The following is a 17,954-nucleotide window of genomic DNA, read 5'->3' on the forward strand; positions in this document are numbered from 1 at the left end:
TCTCCCGATGCCGCCTGCCCGATAGGAGTCGAGAACAGAGCCGATCCCTTTGAACCGGTCACCCCGTCGCCGCCGTTCCATCAGCGACCCGCTGTTCATCTCCACGCCTTCACCATCAGCACTCCGCGGTCGACCACCCGCTCCGCCGCCGACCGCGGCGCCAGCATCCGGGTCCGCACCGACGCGGCGGTGTCGTCCGTCTCCACGCTGTAGCGCGGCTGGAGCCAGCTGCCCTCGCGGGCCGGGCGGGCGTCGCTGGTGAAGACCGTGCGATAGCCCGCCGCACGCAGGGCTTTCAGCACCCCGCGGTCGTAGGCGCCGAACGGGCAGGCGGCCGTGTCCACCGGCCTGCCGGTCGCCGCGGCGATGCGTTCGCGGGCGGCGCGCAGCTCGGCTTCGTGGTGGGTGGCCAGCGCGGAGGTCCAGGGCCGGTGGCCGGCGCCGTGGGTGCCGACCGTCATGCCCGCGTCGATCAGGGCCCGCAGGCCCGCCTCGTCGACGTTGCCGGGTGTGCCGATGCGGTCCGCGATGGGGAAGAAGTCGGCCTTCAGGCCCCGTTCGACCAGGGCCGGGAGGCCGATGGCGACGTCGGAGGCGTTGCCGTCGTCGAAGCTCAGGCGGACGTGGGGATGCTTCGCGCATTCGTCCAGAACGTCCAGGAACGCGGCCTCGGTCACCCAGTAGCGGTGCTCGCCGGGCTCGCGCTCGGACCCCTCCGGTGTGCCGATCCCGTGGAACGAGATGTTGCGCAGCTCGGTCCCGCTCATGTGCCCTCCCCGGCGAGTTGCTTGTCCTGGTCCTTGTCCTTGTCCTTGTCCCACTGCGTGTAGAAGCTCGACGGGTTGACCAGGTAGCGGACCGTCGGAGTGGGGATGTGCCGGACGCGGTGCCGGCGGGTGTAGCGGTAGAGCATCTCCCAGTCCTCGCGCGGGAGCAGGCCGATCGGCCTCGGCATCCGGCTGAACATCAGGGCCCTGCTACGATGGGCGACGAAGGCGTTGCAGTCCAGGAACGAGTCCCAGGACGCCCGCTTGCGGTCGAACGGCACCGAGAGCACGTCCAGCTCGCTCCCGTCCGGCAGCACCCGGCGCAGCGCGGTATAAACCCCGGAGAGCTTTCGGTCTCCGGAAAGAGCACCTATTGACAGTTCCAGGTGCTTCGGTTCCCAGACGTTGTCGTCGTCCAGAAACGCCACATAACGGGACGCCGACAGTCGCATGCCGACGTTGCGTACCAAACCCAGCACGTGCGAGTTCTCCGACAGCGAGGCCGTGCGGAGTCGCGGATCCTCCGGCAGGGCCGCGGTGTCCAGTCCGCCGCCGTCGTCCACGACGACGACGACCAGGTCGGTCCAGGTCTGGTCGAGGACCGAGCGGATCGCGGCCGCCAATCCGTCCGGCCGGCGGTAGGTCGGGATCACCACCGCGACCGTCGCCGAGGACGGCGGACCGCCTACGGAAAGTAGCCGCCGGACTTCCCGGTGCTCGAAACGGCGCATCCGGAGTGTTCCGGGCCATTTCAGGACTTTGTTACGCCACTCGAAGATCACCTGCCAGCCGATGCCGCGGTTCAGAGCGTCTTTGGCCATGCGCGAAACACTGCGCGCCATCCCCATCCCCCCACTCCACCGGGTCGGGGGACCTTCGGTGGTTGTCCAAGAACAGATCGAGTGTAGACACGGTACGAATATAGGCAGACCGACACTAAGTGTTAGCCATGATATCTCGTCACCACATCTCGCGCGAAGTATGCCAGCCCACTACCATGGCTTTTCGTTCGGCTGTGTTCGGGCAATCACGCGCGGTCATGCTTAGAGTGCGGGGCGCTTTGCGTCGGACGGTGCGGTGGGGATTCCGTGGGGGGATTTCGGCATGGCGGTCGGTTCGGACGTGGGTAAAAGGGTTGTGCGCGCGCCGGTCGCGCGACGATCCATGGCGAGGTATGGGCGCGGAACCGGGACGGCGGTCCTGGTCGTTGTGGACTGGGCCTGCGCGATGCTGGCGACGTGGGCCGCCGTGCCGGGCGAGGACGACTGGCCGGCCCTGGTCGTGGTGCCGGCGGCGTGGGTCGCCGTGACCTGCTGGCACCGGCTTTACGAACGCCGGCACGTGGGACCGGGCACGGAGGAGTACCACCGGCTGCTGCGCTCCTGCCTGGCGGCGATGGCCGCGCTGGCGGCGGCCTGCGCGCTGCTGGCCCGCAACGACCGTCTGGTCCGCGGCGTCCTGCTGGCGGTCCCGACCGCGGCGGTGGGCTCGCTGCTGGCCCGCAAGATCATCAGAGCCTGGATCGCGCGCCGCGCGGGCCTGGCGGCCCGGCCGGCGCTCCTGGTCGGCACCGCGGCGCAGTGCTCGGCGATGGCCGAGATCCTGCGCCGCGAACGTTCCGCGCTGCGGGCGGTGGCCGCGCTGGACGTGGCCGGCCCGTCCGGCGGCTACTTCGCGGACTTCGACGCCGAGTCGTCGCTGCCGCACGGGCTGCCGATCGTCGGCGACCTGACCGCCGACGGCGGACCCGGTGACGCCGAACAGGTGGCGCTGGCGCTGGAGGCCACCGGCTGTGAGGCCGTCATCCTGATGCCGGGCCCGCACCTGGGCGCGGCGGCGCTGAGCCGGCTGGGCTGGCGGCTGGCGAACCAGGGCACGGACATCCTCGTCGCCCCGTTCCTCAACGAGATCGCCCCGGCCCGCCTCGCGGTCCGCCGCGACGGCGGCGTGCCGCTGCTCCACGTCCGCGCCCCGCGCCTGTCCCGCGGCGCCCGGGTGCCCAAGGAGCTCGGCGAGCGGGCGATGGCGGCGGTCGGGATCATCCTGCTGGCGCCGGTCTTCCTCGCGGTGTCGCTGGCCATCCTGATCGGCGACGGCCGGCCGGTGTACTTCCGGCAGCAGCGGGTCGGCCTGCGGGGCGAGCCGTTCATCCTGTTCAAGTTCCGCACCATGGCCTCCGGGGCCGCGGCGGCCAAGGCGGAACTGGCGCACCTGAACGTGAACACCGACGGGCCGCTGTTCAAGGCCCGCCGCGACCCCCGGATCACCCGGGTCGGCGCGGTGCTGCGGCGCTACTCGCTGGACGAGCTGCCGCAGCTGCTCAACGTGGTGCGCGGCGAGATGGCGCTGGTCGGTCCCCGGCCGCCGCTGCCGGAGGAGGCCGCGCAGTACAGCGAGGAGGTCCGGCGCCGGCTGTTGGTGAAGCCCGGCCTGACCGGACTGTGGCAGGTCAGCGGCCGGTCCGACCTGGCTTGGGCGGACGCGGTGCGGCTGGACGTGGGCTATGTCGAGAACTGGTCGCTGGGCCTGGACGCGGAGATCCTGCTCCGCACCGGCTCCGCGGTGGTCAAGGGTAAAGGAGCTTACTGATATGTCGGGGGGGATGCCGGCCGCCGACCAGCGGCCGGGTATCGCGGTGGTCGGCGCCGGGTACTGGGGGCCGAATCTCGTGCGGAACCTGTTCGCGTCACCGGACTGGGACCTGCGCTGGCTGTGCGACCTGGACGTCGAGCGCGCCGCCAAAGTGGCCGCGCCGTACCCCAGCGTCCGGGTCACCGGCGTCCTGGACGACGTGCTGTCCGATCCGAAGGTGACCGCGGTGGCCGTCGCCACGCCCGCGCGCACCCATCGGGACGTCGCCATGAGCGCCCTGCGCGCGGGCCGGCACGTGCTGGTCGAGAAGCCGTTGGCGGCCACCGAGGCCGAGGGCGAGGAACTGGTCCGCGAGGCCGAGGCCCGCGGGCTGACGCTGATGTGCGACCACACCTACTGTTACACGCCGGCCGTGACCGCCATCCGGGACCTGATCCACTCCGGGTCGCTCGGCGAGGTGCACTTCGTCGACTCGGTGCGGATCAACCTGGGGCTGATCCAGCCGGACGTCGACGTGCTCTGGGACCTCGCGCCGCACGACCTCTCGATCCTGGACTTCATCCTGCCGGACGGGGTCCGCATCGAGGCGGTGGCCGCGACCGGCGCCGACCCGATCGGCGCCGGCCGGTGCTGCGTGGCCTACCTGACGCTCCGCCTGTCCTCCGGAGCGATCGCGCACGGCCACGTGAACTGGCTGTCCCCGACGAAGGTGCGCACCACCATCGTCGGCGGATCGAAGCGGACGCTGGTCTGGGACGACCTGAACCCCGCGCAGCGGATCAGCGTCTTCGACCGCGGCGTGGACCTGGCCCGGCCCGAGGAGCTCGGCGACGACCAGCGGCGCGCCGCCCTGGTCTCCTACCGCCTGGGCGACATGGTGGCCCCCGCGCTGGGCGAGCGCGAGGCGCTGGCGGCGGCGGTCGAGGAGTTCGCCCGCGCCGTCCGCACCGGAACGCCGGCCGCCACCGACGGCCGTGCGGGACTGCGGGTCCTGCGGATTCTGGAGGCGGCCTCGCGCAGCCTCGCCGAGAACGGAGCCCTGGTGGCTGTGGAGGATTTCGTGACCAGGGCAGGGAACGACGCCTGGGAGGGCGAGTGAACAACGCACAGAACGCGGGTGTCCCGCTGGCGGGCACCCGCGCGCTGGTCACCGGCGGCGCCGGGACCATCGGCTCGCACGTGGTCGACCAGCTGCTGGCGGCCGGCGCGGAGTCGGTCGTGGTGCTGGACAACTTCGTGCGCGGCCGGAAGGAGAACCTGGCCGCCGCGCTGTCCGGAGCCGGGGGCCCGGGTCCCGGCCGCCTGCGGATCGTCGAGGGCGACATCCGCGACCGCGGGCTGCTCGCCGAGCTGACCGCGGACCGGGACCTGGTGTTCCACCTCGCGGCGATCCGGATCACGCAGTGCGCCGAGGAGCCCCGGCTGGCCAACGAGGTGCTGGTGGACGGCACCTTCAACGTCCTGGAGGCGGCGGCCGCGGCCGGCGTGCGCAAGGTGGTGGCCTCGTCGTCGGCCTCGGTCTACGGGCTGGCCGAGCAGTTCCCGACCGGCGAGCGGCACCACCCGTACAACAACGACACCTTCTACGGCGCGGCCAAGGCCTTCAACGAGGCCATGCTGCGCAGCTTCCGGGCCATGTACGGGCTCGACTACGTCGCCCTGCGCTACTTCAACGTCTACGGGCCGCGGATGGACATCCACGGTCTCTACACCGAGGTCCTGATCCGCTGGATGGAGCGCATCGCGTCCGGCACGCCGCCGCTGATCCTCGGCGACGGCACCCAGACCATGGACTTCGTGCACGTCGCCGACATCGCGCGGGCCAACGTGCTGGCCGCCGCGGCCGACGTCACCGACGAGGTGTTCAACGTCGCCTGCGGCGTCGAGACCAGTCTCAACGACCTGGCCAAGACGCTGCTCGAGGTGATGGGCTCGGACCTGCCGGTGGAGTACGGCCCGCCGCGCGCGGTGAACGGCGTCACCCGGCGCCTGGCCGACACCTCCACCGCCGAGCGGCGGCTCGGCTTCCGGGCCGAGATCACCCTGCGCGAGGGCCTGGCCGACCTGGTCGCCTGGTGGCAGGCGGAACAGCGGGCCGGACAGACCGCCGGGGCCGGATCATGAGCGTCGTCGCCAACAGCGCCGTGGCCACCGAGATCGCGGACCTGCCCCGGATCCCGGTGATGGTGCCGTGGCTCGGCGAGGAGGAGGCCGAGGCCGCGGCCGCGGCCGTGCGGTCCGGCTGGGTCGCCCAGGGGCCGCGGGTCGCGGAGTTCGAGCGCGCCTTCGCCGCCGAGGTCGGCGCCGCGTACGGCGTCGCCGTCAGCTCCGGTACCACCGCCCTGCACCTCGGCCTCGTGGTCCTGGGCGTGGGTCCGGGCGACGAGGTCGTCGTGCCCTCGCTGTCCTTCATCGCCACCGCGAACGTCGCCCGCTACGTCGGCGCGACCCCGGTGTTCGCCGACATCGACCCGGCCACCGGGAACCTGACGCCGGACACCATCGAGGCCGCGCTCACTCCGCGCACCCGCGCCGTCATCCTGGTCCACCAGGGCGGCGTGCCGGCCGACCTGGAGCCGATCCGGGCGCTGTGCCGGCGGCGGAACGTCGCGCTGCTGGAGGACTCCGCGTGCGCGGCCGGCACCCTGTACCGGGGCCGGTCGGTCGGCGCCGGGGCCCAGGTGGCCGCGTGGTCCTTCCACCCGCGCAAACTGCTCACCACCGGTGAGGGCGGCATGGTCACCACCGACGACGCCGAGTGGGCGGCCCGGATGCGGCGGCTGCGCGAGCACGGCATGAACGTCTCGGCCGCCGACCGCCACGCCAGTGACAAGCCGGTGCTGGAGGCGTACCTGGAGACCGGCTTCAACTATCGGATGACGGACATCCAGGCCGCCGTCGGACTGGTGCAGCTGAAGAAGCTCGCCGCCACCATCGCCGAGCGCCGGCAGCTGGCCGCGCGCTACCAGCGCGAGCTGGCCGACGTCCCCGGGCTCACACCGGTCGCCGACCCGGAGTACGGCGAGACGAACTACCAGTCGTTCTGGGTGCGCCTGGTGGACTCCTTCCCGCTGACCCGGGACGAGCTGCTGGCCCGCCTGGCGAAGGCCGGGGTGTCCGCGCGCCGCGGCATCATGGCCGCGCACCTGGAGCCGGCCTACGCCGACGCCCTGGTGCCGCCGCTGCCCGCGACCGAGGCGCTGAGCCTGAACTCCCTGATCTTGCCGGTGTTCCACGGCATGACCGGCGCGCAGCAGGACCGCGTCCTCGCCGTCCTCCGGGCGGCGGCCGGTGGCTGACGGCACGGCGGTGCGGATCGCGGTCGCCGGCGCCGGCGGGTTCGGCCGCGAGACGGCTGACGCCGTCCGCGCGCTGGATCCGGACTCCGCCGTGTTCGCCGGCTACCTCGACGACGGCACCCCGGCCGCGCGGCTCGCCGGCCAGGTCCTCGGCCCGATCGCGGCGATCCACGACCTGGACGCGCTCCGCCTGGTGGTCTGCGTGGGCAACCCGCGCGACTACTTCGCCCGGGCCCGGATCGTGGAGCGGCTGGCGCTGCCCGAGCACCGGTACGCCACCGTCGTGCACCCCGGTGCGCACGTGTCGCGGACCTCGACGGTCGGCGCCGGCTCCGTGCTGCTGGCCGGGGCGGTGCTGACCGCCGACGCCGTCGTGGGCCGGCATGTCGCCGTGATGCCGCACGTCGTGGTCACCCACGACACCGTCGTCGCGGACTTCGCGACCCTGGCCTCCGGCGTGCGGCTCGGCGGCGGCACGGAGATCGGCGAGGGCGCCTATCTCGGCTCCGGCGCGCTCGTGCGCGAAGGCGTCCGGATCGGCGCCTGGTCCCAGATCGGCATGGGGTCCGTGATCCTGCGCGACGTGCCCGACGGCGAGGTGTGGGTCGGCAACCCCGCCCGCAAACTCCGGGACGTCATCGTCCCCGAAGCGGCGCTCCGATGAGGGCGCTCTCGGGTGAGGATGCGGCGAGGGTGGCACAGCGCGCCCTCGCCGTCATTGTTACTGAGCGGCTACTGACAGTAGTCACGGGCCGGGTCGAAGAACTGAGGAAGAGGACATGAACCCCCGTATACCCCTGGTCGACCTGGCCGCCGCGCACGCCGAGATCGCCGAGGAGGTGGCCGCCGGCTTCGCCGAGGTGCTGGCCGCGACCGCCTTCGTCGGCGGCCCGGCGGTCGGCGCCTTCGAGCGCGAGTTCGCCGCGTTCGGTGGCGTCGCGCACTGCGTCGGCGTCGCCAACGGCACCGACGCCGTCGAGCTCGCGCTGCGCGCCGTCGGCGTCGGCCCGGGCGACGAGGTGATCGTGCCGGTGAACACCTTCGCCGCCACCGCCGAGGCGGTGGCGCGCACCGGTGCCGCGCCGGTCTTCGTGGACTGCGATCGGGACACCTGCCTGATCGACGTGCCCGCCGCGCTGGCCGCGATCCGGCCCGCCACCAAGGCGGTCATCCCGGTGCACCTGTACGGGCAGCTGGCCCCGGTCGAGGAGCTGCAGGCCGGACTGGCCGGCAGCGCCGTGCGGATCGTCGAGGACGCCGCACAGTGCCAGGGCGCGACCCGCAAGGACCGCACCCCGGGCTCGGGGCCGGGCGCGATCGCCGCGACCAGCTTCTACCCCGGCAAGAACCTCGGCGCCTACGGGGACGCCGGAGCGGTGCTGACCGACGACGAGGAACTGGCCCGCACCGTCAGGACCTTGGCCAGCCATGGCGGGCTGGTCAAGTACGCGCACGACATCGTGGGCGTCAACAGCCGGCTGGACACGCTGCAGGCCGTGGTCCTGCGCGCCAAGCTGCGCCGGCTGCCGGAGTGGAACGCGGCCCGCCGGGCCGCCGCGGCGTACTACGACAAGCTGCTGGCCGATGTCGAGGACGTCACCACGCCGACCGTGCTCCCCGGCAACGAGCACGTGTGGCATCTGTACACGGTCCAGGTCCCGGCGCGTGACGCCGTCCTCGCGGATCTGGAAGCCGAGGGAGTCGGCGCGGGGATCCACTACCCGGTGCCGCTGCACCGGACCGGCGCGTTCGCCACCGCCGCGTCGTTCCCCGTCGCCGAACACATCGCGGCGCACACCTTGTCCCTTCCGCTGCACCCGCATCTGACGCGGGACCAGCAGGAGCGGGTCGCCGCCGCACTGGCCCGGGCGCTGTCCGCGCACCGGCGCCCCCTGTGAAGCACCACTGAGCAACCTGACCGAGAAAACGGAAACCGATGAGACAGAGCAGGAGATACACAGCGCTCCGGACGGCGTTCTACGCGACCATGACCATGGTGCTCGCGGCGACGGTGACCGTCTGGGGCAACGCGCAGGAGGCGTTCGCCTCCTGCGGCAACGCGGTGGCGTGCGAGAACCAGCAGACGTCGGGCGTCCAGGACCTCACCGACGGGGCCAACCACCTCGCGACGTACACCAGCGCCTACGGCGACATCCAGGGCTTCGCCACCTCGGAGAGCGTCGTCCCCGGCAGCACGGTCTCGATGAAGGTGCAGTCGCCGACGAAGTACGCCGTCGAGGTGACGCGCCTGGGCTATTACGGCGGCAAGGGCTCGCGCCTGATGTCGTGGTCGATGAACACCTCGACCGGCACCTACCCGGCGACCTACGGCGGCAACACGCTGCCGGCCTGCGTCAGCGACAAGCCGACCGGGCTGGTGGACTGCGGCAACTGGGCGACCACCGTGCAGATCCAGGTGCCCTCGACCGCGGTGTCCGGGCTCTACATCGTGTCCCTGGAACAGTGGGACAGCACCGACGCGCTGATCGGCTACATGCCGGTGCCGCTGATCGTCCGTGAGCCGGACAACGCCGCGCACCACAGCGACATCGTCGTGCAGACCTCGGACCAGACCTGGCAGGCCTACAACACCTTCGGCGGCCAGGACCTGTACGTCGGCAACGGCCCGGCCCCCGACGGCCGCGCCTACCGCGTCAGCTACAACCGGCCGCTGCCGGACATCGGCCAGAACGGCGTGTTCGGCTCGGAGTTCGCGCTGCTGTACTGGCTGGAGGAGAACGGCTACGACGTCTCCTACATCTCCGGTGTCGACGCCAGTTCCGATCCGGCTTCGGTCAGCAACCACAAGGTCTTCATCTCGTCGGGCCACGACGAGTACTGGAACCAGGCACAGTGGAACAACGTGATGGCCGCGCGGCACGCCGGCCAGAACCAGTTCTTCATGTCCGGCAACGAGGTCTTCTGGCGGACCCGGTTCGAGAACAGCATCGACGGGGCCAACACCCCGAACCGGACGCTGACCACGTACAAGATGAGCAAGCTGTACGACTCCAACCCGGTGAACGGCGTCCCGGACCCCTCGGGTCAGTGGACCGGCACCTGGATGGACGCGCACGGCCTGGGCAGCGGTGCGGCGCCCGAGGACCAGATGACCGGGACGCTGTTCTCGGTCAACGCGAACCAGTACTCGCCGATGACCTTCTCGGCGGCCTATTCCAAGATGCGGCTGTGGCGGAACACCTCGGTGGCGAGCCTGCTCTCCGGGTCCACCAGCACTCCGTACGGCCTGCTGGGCTACGAGTGGGACTCCGACTACGCCGACTCGACCCGGCCGCCGGGCATGATCGACATGTCCTCGACGACGCTGAACGTGGACCAGCTCCGGCTGGACTACGGCAACAGCTACGGCAACGGGCAGGCCACGCACAGCCTGGTGGAGTTCCGCGACCAGACCTCGCACTCGCTGGTCTTCGGCACCGCCACCGTGCAGTGGTCCTGGGGCCTGACGAACCTGCACACCGACAACACCGGCGTGGCCAACCCGCCGAACCCGCCGAGCCAGAGCAGCACCGAGGACCGGGACGTCAAGCAGGCCACGATGAACGTGCTGGCGGACATGGGCGTGCAGCCCACCACGCCGACCACCGGCCTGGTCCGCGGCACGGCGCTGCCGGCCGGCACCCCGGGCCCGGCCACCACGGTCACCGCCCCGGCCGACGGCACCACGGTCCAGGTGCTCAAGCCGATCACCATGACCGGCACCGCGACGCCCGCCGCCGGGACCGTCACGGCCCGCGTGGAGGTCTCGACCGACGGCGGCACCACCTGGAACGCCGCGAGCACCACGCCGACCGCCGGCGGCGCGGTGTCCTGGAGCTACCCCTGGACGCCGGCCTCGACCGGCACCGTGCAGGTCCAGGTCCGGTCCGAGGACGACAACGCGGACATCGGCACCGCGCAGACGCTGAACCTGACGGTCGGGCCGCAGGTCTGCCCGTGCGTCATCTTCCCGTCCACCGCCACGCCGTCCCACGCCGACAGCGGCGACGGCGCCTCGGTGGAGCTCGGCACCAAGTTCCGGACGTCGACCGCCGGAAAGGTCACCGGCGTCCGCTTCTTCCAGAGCGTGGCCAACACCGGCTCGCACACGGCCAGCCTGTGGACCTCCACCGGGCAGCTGCTGGGCACCACCCCGGCGTCGACCGCCACGGTGACCTCGCCGGGCTGGCAGACGCTGACCTTCACCAACCCGGTCATGATCAAGGCGAACACCACGTACGTCGTGTCGTACCACGCGCCGGTCGGGCACTACGCGGCCGACGCCGGGTACTTCACCGGCGACGGCGCGGGGCAGCCGCCGATCCAGGCGCTGAAGTCCGGCACCGACGGCGGGAACGGCGTGTTCGCGTACGGGTCCTCGACCTCGTTCCCGAACAACTCCTACAACGACACCAACTACTGGGTGGACCCGGTGTTCGACAACACCGGGGTGCCGACCACGCCGCCCACGGTGACCGGCACCACCCCGGGCTCCGGGGCGACGTCGGTGAACCCGACGACGACCGTCTCGGCGTCGTTCAGCTACGCGATCGACATGTCCGCCGTGACGTTCACCGTGAAGAACGGCACGACCACGGTGCCGGGCTCGCTGAGCTACACCTCGGCGACCAACACCGTGGTGTTCACCCCGGACAGCCCGCTCGCGCTGAGCACCACCTTCACCGCGTCGATCCAGGCGTCGGACATCAACGGCAACGCCATGACCACTCCGGTCACCTGGAACTTCACCACCGCGGCGACGATGCCGCCGCCGGCGTGCCCGTGCACGCTGTGGCCCAGCACCACGGTGCCCGGGACGGTGGACTCCGGGGACGGCAACGGGGTGGAGCTCGGGGTGAAGTTCTCCTCGACGTTGTCGGGGAACGTGACCGGAGTGCGCTTCTACAAGAGCGCGGCGAACACCGGCACGCACACCGGGACGCTGTGGAGCACCACCGGCCAGCAGTTGGCCACCGGCACGTTCACCGGTGAGAGCGCCTCCGGCTGGCAGACTCTGACGTTCGCCACTCCGGTCGCGATCACGGCCGGCACGCAGTACGTGGTCTCGTACCACGCGCCGTCCGGCCACTACTCGGTCGACGCCGGGTACTTCACCAACGGGCACAACTACTACCCGCTGAGCGCTCCGGCCAACAGCACCAGCGTCGACGGCGTCTACTCGTACGGGTCGGGGACGACGTTCCCGCAGGACACGTACAACGCGTCGAACTACTGGGTCGACCCGGTGTTCCAGACCACCTCCGAGGCGGCCGCCGGCGCCACGACGATGACGGCCGCGATCGTCAACGGTCCGCAGCTGCGGGCCACCACCGCCAAGCCGACGGCCGGGAAGGCCGGCACCGCCCGGCGCCTGGACCCGGTGATGGACCCGACGCACCCGATCACCACGGTGCTGCCGGCCACCACCGACCCCTCGTCGGTGAAGATGACGGTGGTCACCGTCGGGGCGGTCCCGGGCCAGGAATGGCAGCCGGGGACGTCGATGCCGGGGTACGTGACCTACGAGCCCAAGTCGCACACCGTGGCGTTCCACCCGAACGGGCTGCTGCCGCGCAACGCGTCATACCGGGTGACGGTGGAGGCGGACGTCGACAACGACGATCCGACCGCGCCGCTGACGTGGGTCATCTCCCCGACGCCGGTGGGCGGCGACGGGCCGAACGTCCCGGGTCCCGGGACGCCGGTCGGCGTGGCTCCGGGGTACGTGCCCGGGCCGGCTTCCAGTGGCAAGAACAACAAGCCGGGCACCCGGTGAGCGGCAAGCGGTAAGCGGTAAGCGAAAGCAGTACGGCGAGTAGAACAGAAAGATCGATCGGCCGGGCCCCGCGGTTCACACGGCGGAGCCCGGCCGATCGGGCGATGGCGGGAATGGGTGAGGAGTGTCATGGGCAGCGTCAGTGTCGTGATCCCCTGCTACCGGTACGGCCACTTCCTGGCCGACTGCGTGCGCAGCGTGCTCGACGAGCAGCCGGGGGTCGACGTCCGGGTCCTGATCATCGACGACGCCTCGCCCGACGACTCCGCGGAGAAGGCGCACGCGCTCGCGGCCGCGGATCCGCGGATCGAGGTGCGGGTGCACGCGACGAACATGCGGCACATCGCGACCTACAACGAGGGCCTGCTGGAGTGGGCCGACGGTGACTACTGCGTCCTCCTGTCGGCCGACGACCGGCTCACGCCGGGGGCGCTGGTGCGGGCGGTCGCGCTGCTGGACGCGCACCCCGACGTGGGCTTCGTCTACGGGCATCCGCTGACGTTCCAGGACGGCGAGGACCTGCCGGAGGCGCGCGGCGCCGACTGGCGGACCGGGCAGTGGGCCGTGCGGCCGGGGATGTGGTGGCTGCGGCGGCGGTTCCGGGCCGCGCAGGGCTGCATCACGTCGCCGGAAGTGGTGATGCGGACCTCGGTGCAGAAGCGGATCGGCGGCTACGATCCCGCGCTGCCGCACTCCGGCGACATCGAGATGTGGATGCGGGCGGCGGCGGTGTCCGACGTCGGGCACATCCGGGGCGCCGACCAGGCGTACTACCGGCGGCACGGCGCGAACATGTCGGCCGTCGACTTCGGCGGGCAGCTGGACGACCTGCGGCAGCGCCGGGCGGCGTTCGAGTCGGTGCTGGTGAAGTGCGGCGACGACCTGCCGGACCGGGAGGCGTGGGCGGCCGAGATGCGGCGGAAGATCGCGCGGCAGGCGCTGCGGCGCGCCGTCCGGGCCTACGACAAGGGCCTGACCGGCACCGTCCCGGTGGACGAGCTGACCGCCTTCGCGGCCGACTGCTGGCCGGAGTACCGGCGGCTGCCGGAGTACGCCGGGCTGCGGGTGCGCCGGGCGGTGGGCGTCCGGACGATGCCGTATCTCCGACCTCTGGTGCTGAGCGCCGCGGTGAACCGGGGCCGGGAGTGGATGTGGTGGCAGTCCTGGCGACGCCGGGGCTGGTGACGGCTCAGACCTCGGGCGCTGGGCGCAGCGTTGGACCGGGGTCGGGGGTGGACGGGGCGGCGGATTTGGCGGCGCCGGGGCTGGAGCCGACCAAGTCCTGGCCGAAGTCGTAGTCGAGAAACGGCCCGAGCACCGGGCCGAGGTTCAGATTGTGGTCGAGGACCGGGGCCGGATCGCGCTCCGGAGTGCTTTCGGCTTCGGGACCGGGGCCCGTAGTACGGCGCCCGCTCGGGGCGTCGGCCCGGCGCGGCAGCGGCGTGAGCTTGATCCGGCCCGGTCGTGTCTCCGGTTCGGCAGCGGTGCCGAAGCGGCCCCGGACCTTGCCCCGGACCTTCAGCAGCAGCGGCGCCGGGACGGCGACCGGGACATACGCCGCCGTCGCCAGCAGGCAGGTGACGGCCAGCGCCGCGAAGGAGTCGCCCAGGATCTGCTCCAGCCCCAGGGCGGCCACCGCGACCGTGGCGCCGCCGAGCACCGGCCGCCAGCACACGGCGGCGATGCGGTGCGGGTCGACGCCCACGGCGCCCAGGACGGTCAGGTACGCCGGCGCGATCAGGACCGATGCCACCGCGACGTGCGCCACGCCGACACCCATCAGGCCGTTGCGATGGCCGCCGTAGATCAGTGCCGGGACCAGAGCGAGGAGCCACAGCGCCTGGACGGCGAGCAGCGCCCGGGAGCGGCCGGCGGCGACCAGGAAGTCATAACAGAGCTCGAAGATGATGCGGAGCAGGCCGAGCAGGGCGAGGAAGCGCAGCGCCCCGGCGGAGCCGGACCACTGGTTCCCGTAGACCGCGCGGACGATCGGGCCGGGCAGGGCGAACAGCAGCGCGCAGGCCGGGACCGAGGCCAGCAGCAGGGGGGACAGGCCGCCGGTGAAGCTCTCGGTGAGCGTCTCCTCGGACTCCGCGGCGCGGGAGAACCCGGCGAAGGAAACCCGGCGCGCGGTCTCGGAGATGGCCCGGACCGGCCAGCTCGACATCGTGAACGCCACCCGGTACAGGCCCAGCGCGATCGGGCCGAGGGTGGCGCCGACCACCACGGAGTCGGCGTTCATCGTCGCCAGCACGAACAGGCTGGCGCCGGCCAGCGGCAGGCCGAAGTGGACGAGCTCGCGGGCCGTCGTCGGGTCCCAGCCCGGGCGCAGGTAGCCGGGCGCGGCGACGGCGCACCCGATCAGAGCGCAGACGACGCCGGCCACGCCGCCCCAGGCGAAGCTGGAGGCGCCCCAGCCGGCGAAGGCCAGGGCCAGCGTCAGGCCCGAGCTGACGACGAACGTCACCAGGTCGATGGTGAGGCGGGCCCGCTGCCGGAACTCGCGGGTCAGGACCGCGTTCGGGACGCAGGCCAGGCCGTCGACGACCACGCCGAAGCACAGGATGCGCAGGATCCCGACCGCGTCCGGGGAACCGAGGGCGCGGGCCGTGGCGGGCGCGGCGAACCACAGCACCGCGTACAGCAGCAGGCTGGAGCCGGTCGCCAGGGTCACCACGGTCGGTGCGAACTCGCGGGGGTCGCGGGTCCAGCGCACCACGGCCAGGCTGACGCCCAGCTCGTTGAAGGAGAGCAGCACGGCCTGCACGACGCCGCCGAGCGCGTACAGGCCCCAGTCCCGGGGCGTCAGCGCGCCGCGGGCCAGGATGACGCCGGTGGCGAACGTCCCGATCCGGATGACGAGCGTGTTGACCAGGCTCCACTTCGTGGCGGAGCGGACCCGGTCGCCGAGCGACTCGGAGGCGGTGCGGCGGTGCTTCATCAGCCACCGCTCAGGCGGCGGGCGGCCTCGTTCCGGGCGATGCCCAGATACGCCCCCGAACATCCCAGGAGCAGGAAGAACAGGCCGCTGAGCATGGGGAAGCTCAGCGTGTCGAACGTGGCGCTGATGACCAGCATCACCGCGAACGCCGCCGCGAAGCACTGGCCGAGGTCGCGCTGCGCCGGGTCGACGCTCAGGCGCCGGCCGAGGCGGCCGGCCCGGATGCCGGTGAAGTAGACGATCAGTACCGCCGCCACTCCGACGACTCCTATCTCGACGAGGGCCAGGAGGTAGTAGTTGTCGGTGTACCGGTACAGGCTCGGGATGAACGTCGCGGGACCCCGGCCGAACCAGGGGCGCTCCTTGATGTAGGGGGCCACGCCCGCGTAGTCCTTGGTGCGGGCCTGGGTGCTGTTGTCGTTGTTGCCGGAGGCCGAGGAGAAGAGCACCAGGATGGTGCCCATCAGGCCGGGAACCAGAACCCTGATTCCTACCGCACCGAACAGCGCCATCACGTACGCCGGGCGCCGCCGCTCCTTCGGCCACGAGGGCATCAGGATGGCCATGGTGACCACCAGGCCGATGATGGCGGTCCGGGACACGGTCATCGGCAGGCTGATGATCATGATCGTCACCGGGGCGAGCCGACGGACCGTGTTCCGCCAGCCGGGACCCCGCCGCGCCGGATCGCCGGCCTGCTGCAACGCGAACGGCAGGTGCACGGCGATCACCGCGCCGAACTCCAGCGGCTGCGTGGTCGTGCCCTGCGCCCGCAGGTGACCGCCGCGGTCGCCCGCCCCGGGCATGATGTTGGTCTGCAGGCCCGGCAGCACGATGTGCTCGGTGACCCGGAACCCGGTGAAGAACTCCGTGATCCCCATCAGCGCCACGATCGTGCCGAACACCACAAGCCGGCGCAGCAGGGTGTCGAGACGGTTCCGGTCCGTGATCCCCCCGGACGCCACCGCGACCAGGCCGCACGAGACCAGGCACAGGATCAGCGCGCGGTCGGCGGCCTGGATCTCCGCTCCACTGGCCACACGGCCCGAGACGCCGATGTAGGAGAGGGTGACGGCGGTCAGCAGGACGCACATGGCCTTGCGGACCGAGCTGGACGCCGGGTCCAGGCGAAGGTGGCCGGTCATCCGTCCGGCGAGGAACCACAGCAGCGCCATCACCGAGTAGATGGTGGCCGGCGACCCCAGCGCACCCAGGTTGGCCACCGTCTCCGTGGCCGGCATCAGCATGATCAGCAAGGCGTACACGCTGAGGACCGCCGTGGCGTCCCAGCGTGCTGTCTTGTTCCTTTCCCGGCGACGGAGCCGCGGGCCGGGATCCGGCGCCGGTCCGGACGGACGCTCGGGAGGGATCTGCTCGCGGAGGACCGGCCGTGGGGTGACGCGCGACGGCGCCGAAGCGCTCACGGTGCGGCGCCCCTCAGCGCGGGCCGGGCTCACGGTCGCCGACCGCGAAGTCCTCGAAGGAGCCGAGCGGAACGGGCTCGATGTCGATCCAGGGCTCGGCCTCGGGCTCGTCCTCGGCTTCGAGGTCGGGTTCCCGATAGCGGGGGAGCGCGATGGTGGTTTCCAGCGGAGTCGGGGTGGGAGCCGTGGAGGCGCGACGGGCGAGCGAGCCTTTGGACTCGGAACGGCCGGCGGCGCTCGCCGTGGACGAGCCGGAAGCACCGGAGGCGCTCGCCGCGCTCGACTCGGCGAAGAACGAGGAGTCCTCCGCAGGGGCGGCTTCAGCCTTACCACCGGCCGTCGCCTCGGCGCTGCTCGAGCTCCGCCGCCGGAGGGTGGTCGACGAGGTGGCAGAGCTCTTGGACGCGGGCTCGCCCTTCCGGGACGGCGCCGTCGCGGGCTTGCCGCGCCGGATCGCCAGGGCCTCGGACCCGAACACCGCCACGAACAGCACGACCATGCCGCCGACCCCGGCCCCGGCGACGTCCTCGAGCTTGGACTTCATCGAGGTGATCGGCTTCTGCGGCGCCACCATGACGATCGCCCGGACCAGGACGTTGGCCGGCAGCGGCGCCTTCAGCGCGTCCGTGGTGGTGGTCTGGATCGCGCTCAGCTGGTCGATCGCGAACTGGTCGAAGGTCTGCATCTCCGCGAGGATCTTGACCGGGTCCTTGCCGGTGATCGTCAGCGTGATGAAGGGTCCTGACGCGTTCGGCGCGAGCTCGGCCGCGGCGAGATCGGTGACGCCGTGCTTGGTGGCCAGATCGGCCATCGACTGGTCGGAGTTGAGGGTCCGCGCCAGATAGTCGGCGAGCCCCGTCAGCGAGTTGTCGAACGCGGTGAACGGGTTGCCCGTCCGTCCGGTCCCGCTGGACGCCGCCTGCGAGTTCAGCAGGCTGATCGTCGACGTCGACGAGTACTTCGCGGGCACGGCGAACCACGCCACCACCGGCAATGCGATCGCCATGAGCAACGCGGGCACACTCACGTACCAGCGCTTGATCATGACGCGGAGCATCGTGCCGAGATCCATGGTCCCCCCACGTTTCACGTCGGCTATCCGCGGCGGGCCCCAGACAGAGGTCCGACGAAGGTCCATGATATGACCCCATCAGG

13 protein-coding genes are annotated in these 17,954 nt (G+C 71.8%); 8 read left to right on the plus strand and 5 right to left on the minus strand.

Translation table 11 applies throughout. The features are described 5' to 3' along the window. Nucleotides 1-95 precede the first annotated feature (95 nt). Together ABD466_RS34350 and ABD466_RS34355 are read right to left on the minus strand one after the other, a co-directional pair. Nucleotides 96-767: a polysaccharide deacetylase family protein gene (locus ABD466_RS34350; protein WP_344661411.1), complete on the minus strand. Its 672-nt coding sequence runs from the start codon at nucleotides 765-767 to the stop codon at nucleotides 96-98. Then, nucleotides 764-1,588: a glycosyltransferase family 2 protein gene (locus tag ABD466_RS34355; RefSeq protein WP_344661412.1), complete on the minus strand. Its 825-nt coding sequence runs from the start codon at nucleotides 1,586-1,588 to the stop codon at nucleotides 764-766. Before ABD466_RS34355 ends, ABD466_RS34350 begins: the two co-directional genes overlap by 4 nt. Nucleotides 1,589-1,931: 343 nt before the next feature. On the opposite strand from ABD466_RS34355, the gene ABD466_RS34360 reads away from it, so the two are divergent. The 8 genes from ABD466_RS34360 (at nucleotide 1,932) to ABD466_RS34395 (ending at nucleotide 13,619) form a co-directional block, all read left to right on the plus strand. Continuing rightward, entirely contained in the window at nucleotides 1,932-3,356 is a 1,425-nt protein-coding gene (locus ABD466_RS34360; RefSeq protein WP_344661413.1) for a sugar transferase, read from the plus strand. Nucleotide 3,357: 1 nt separating this feature from the next. Then, nucleotides 3,358-4,458: a Gfo/Idh/MocA family protein gene (locus ABD466_RS34365; RefSeq protein ID WP_344661414.1), complete on the plus strand. Its 1,101-nt coding sequence runs from the start codon at nucleotides 3,358-3,360 to the stop codon at nucleotides 4,456-4,458. Further along, nucleotides 4,455-5,483: an NAD-dependent epimerase/dehydratase family protein gene (locus tag ABD466_RS34370; RefSeq protein WP_344661415.1), complete on the plus strand. Its 1,029-nt coding sequence runs from the start codon at nucleotides 4,455-4,457 to the stop codon at nucleotides 5,481-5,483. Before ABD466_RS34365 ends, ABD466_RS34370 begins: the two co-directional genes overlap by 4 nt. Further along, a complete protein-coding gene (locus ABD466_RS34375; RefSeq protein ID WP_344661416.1) occupies nucleotides 5,480-6,658 on the plus strand; it encodes a DegT/DnrJ/EryC1/StrS family aminotransferase in 1,179 nt (392 codons plus the stop codon). Before ABD466_RS34370 ends, ABD466_RS34375 begins: the two co-directional genes overlap by 4 nt. Next, nucleotides 6,651-7,322, plus strand: a complete 672-nt coding sequence (locus tag ABD466_RS34380) for a NeuD/PglB/VioB family sugar acetyltransferase (RefSeq protein ID WP_344661417.1) — start codon at nucleotides 6,651-6,653, stop codon at nucleotides 7,320-7,322. The genes ABD466_RS34375 and ABD466_RS34380 overlap by 8 nt, the downstream gene beginning before the upstream one ends. Nucleotides 7,323-7,437: 115 nt before the next feature. Further along, nucleotides 7,438-8,556: a DegT/DnrJ/EryC1/StrS family aminotransferase gene (locus ABD466_RS34385; protein ID WP_344661418.1), complete on the plus strand. Its 1,119-nt coding sequence runs from the start codon at nucleotides 7,438-7,440 to the stop codon at nucleotides 8,554-8,556. A 38-nt stretch (nucleotides 8,557-8,594) separates the two neighbouring features. Further along, a complete protein-coding gene (locus tag ABD466_RS34390; RefSeq protein ID WP_344661419.1) occupies nucleotides 8,595-12,434 on the plus strand; it encodes a DUF4082 domain-containing protein in 3,840 nt (1,279 codons plus the stop codon). Nucleotides 12,435-12,563: 129 nt separating this feature from the next. Continuing rightward, the gene (locus ABD466_RS34395) at nucleotides 12,564-13,619 is read left to right on the plus strand and encodes a glycosyltransferase (protein WP_344661420.1); all 1,056 of its coding nucleotides are present in this window, start codon (nucleotides 12,564-12,566) and stop codon (nucleotides 13,617-13,619) included. A 4-nt stretch (nucleotides 13,620-13,623) separates the two neighbouring features. Here ABD466_RS34395 and ABD466_RS34400 read toward each other — a convergent pair whose 3' ends face one another. From ABD466_RS34400 to ABD466_RS34410, 3 genes are all read right to left on the minus strand, one after another. Next, nucleotides 13,624-15,375, minus strand: coding sequence for an oligosaccharide flippase family protein (locus ABD466_RS34400; protein ID WP_344661421.1), 1,752 nt, complete (start codon nucleotides 15,373-15,375; stop codon nucleotides 13,624-13,626). Further along, nucleotides 15,375-16,622, minus strand: a complete 1,248-nt coding sequence (locus tag ABD466_RS34405) for an O-antigen ligase family protein (protein ID WP_344661438.1) — start codon at nucleotides 16,620-16,622, stop codon at nucleotides 15,375-15,377. Before ABD466_RS34405 ends, ABD466_RS34400 begins: the two co-directional genes overlap by 1 nt. Before the next feature lie 190 nt (nucleotides 16,623-16,812). Beyond that, complete coding sequence (locus tag ABD466_RS34410; RefSeq protein WP_344661422.1) at nucleotides 16,813-17,871, minus strand: YveK family protein; 1,059 nt, start codon at nucleotides 17,869-17,871, stop codon at nucleotides 16,813-16,815. Between the last annotated feature and the right edge of the window lie 83 nt (nucleotides 17,872-17,954).

This window comes from Catenulispora subtropica, assembly GCF_039531675.1.
GTDB lineage: Bacteria > Actinomycetota > Actinomycetes > Streptomycetales > Catenulisporaceae > Catenulispora > Catenulispora subtropica.

Coding starts and splice junctions, on each gene's coding strand:
- ABD466_RS34395 (WP_344661420.1), top strand. CDS start 12,564: ATGGGCAGCGTCAGTGTCGTGATCCCCTGCTACCGGTACGGCCACTTC.
- ABD466_RS34350 (WP_344661411.1), bottom strand. CDS start 767: ATGAGCGGGACCGAGCTGCGCAACATCTCGTTCCACGGGATCGGCACA.
- ABD466_RS34375 (WP_344661416.1), top strand. CDS start 5,480: ATGAGCGTCGTCGCCAACAGCGCCGTGGCCACCGAGATCGCGGACCTG.
- ABD466_RS34405 (WP_344661438.1), bottom strand. CDS start 16,622: ATGCTGATGCCGGCCACGGAGACGGTGGCCAACCTGGGTGCGCTGGGG.
- ABD466_RS34360 (WP_344661413.1), top strand. CDS start 1,932: ATGGCGAGGTATGGGCGCGGAACCGGGACGGCGGTCCTGGTCGTTGTG.
- ABD466_RS34355 (WP_344661412.1), bottom strand. CDS start 1,588: ATGGCCAAAGACGCTCTGAACCGCGGCATCGGCTGGCAGGTGATCTTC.
- ABD466_RS34385 (WP_344661418.1), top strand. CDS start 7,438: ATGAACCCCCGTATACCCCTGGTCGACCTGGCCGCCGCGCACGCCGAG.
- ABD466_RS34400 (WP_344661421.1), bottom strand. CDS start 15,375: ATGAAGCACCGCCGCACCGCCTCCGAGTCGCTCGGCGACCGGGTCCGC.
- ABD466_RS34410 (WP_344661422.1), bottom strand. CDS start 17,871: ATGGATCTCGGCACGATGCTCCGCGTCATGATCAAGCGCTGGTACGTG.
- ABD466_RS34390 (WP_344661419.1), top strand. CDS start 8,595: ATGAGACAGAGCAGGAGATACACAGCGCTCCGGACGGCGTTCTACGCG.
- ABD466_RS34365 (WP_344661414.1), top strand. CDS start 3,358: ATGTCGGGGGGGATGCCGGCCGCCGACCAGCGGCCGGGTATCGCGGTG.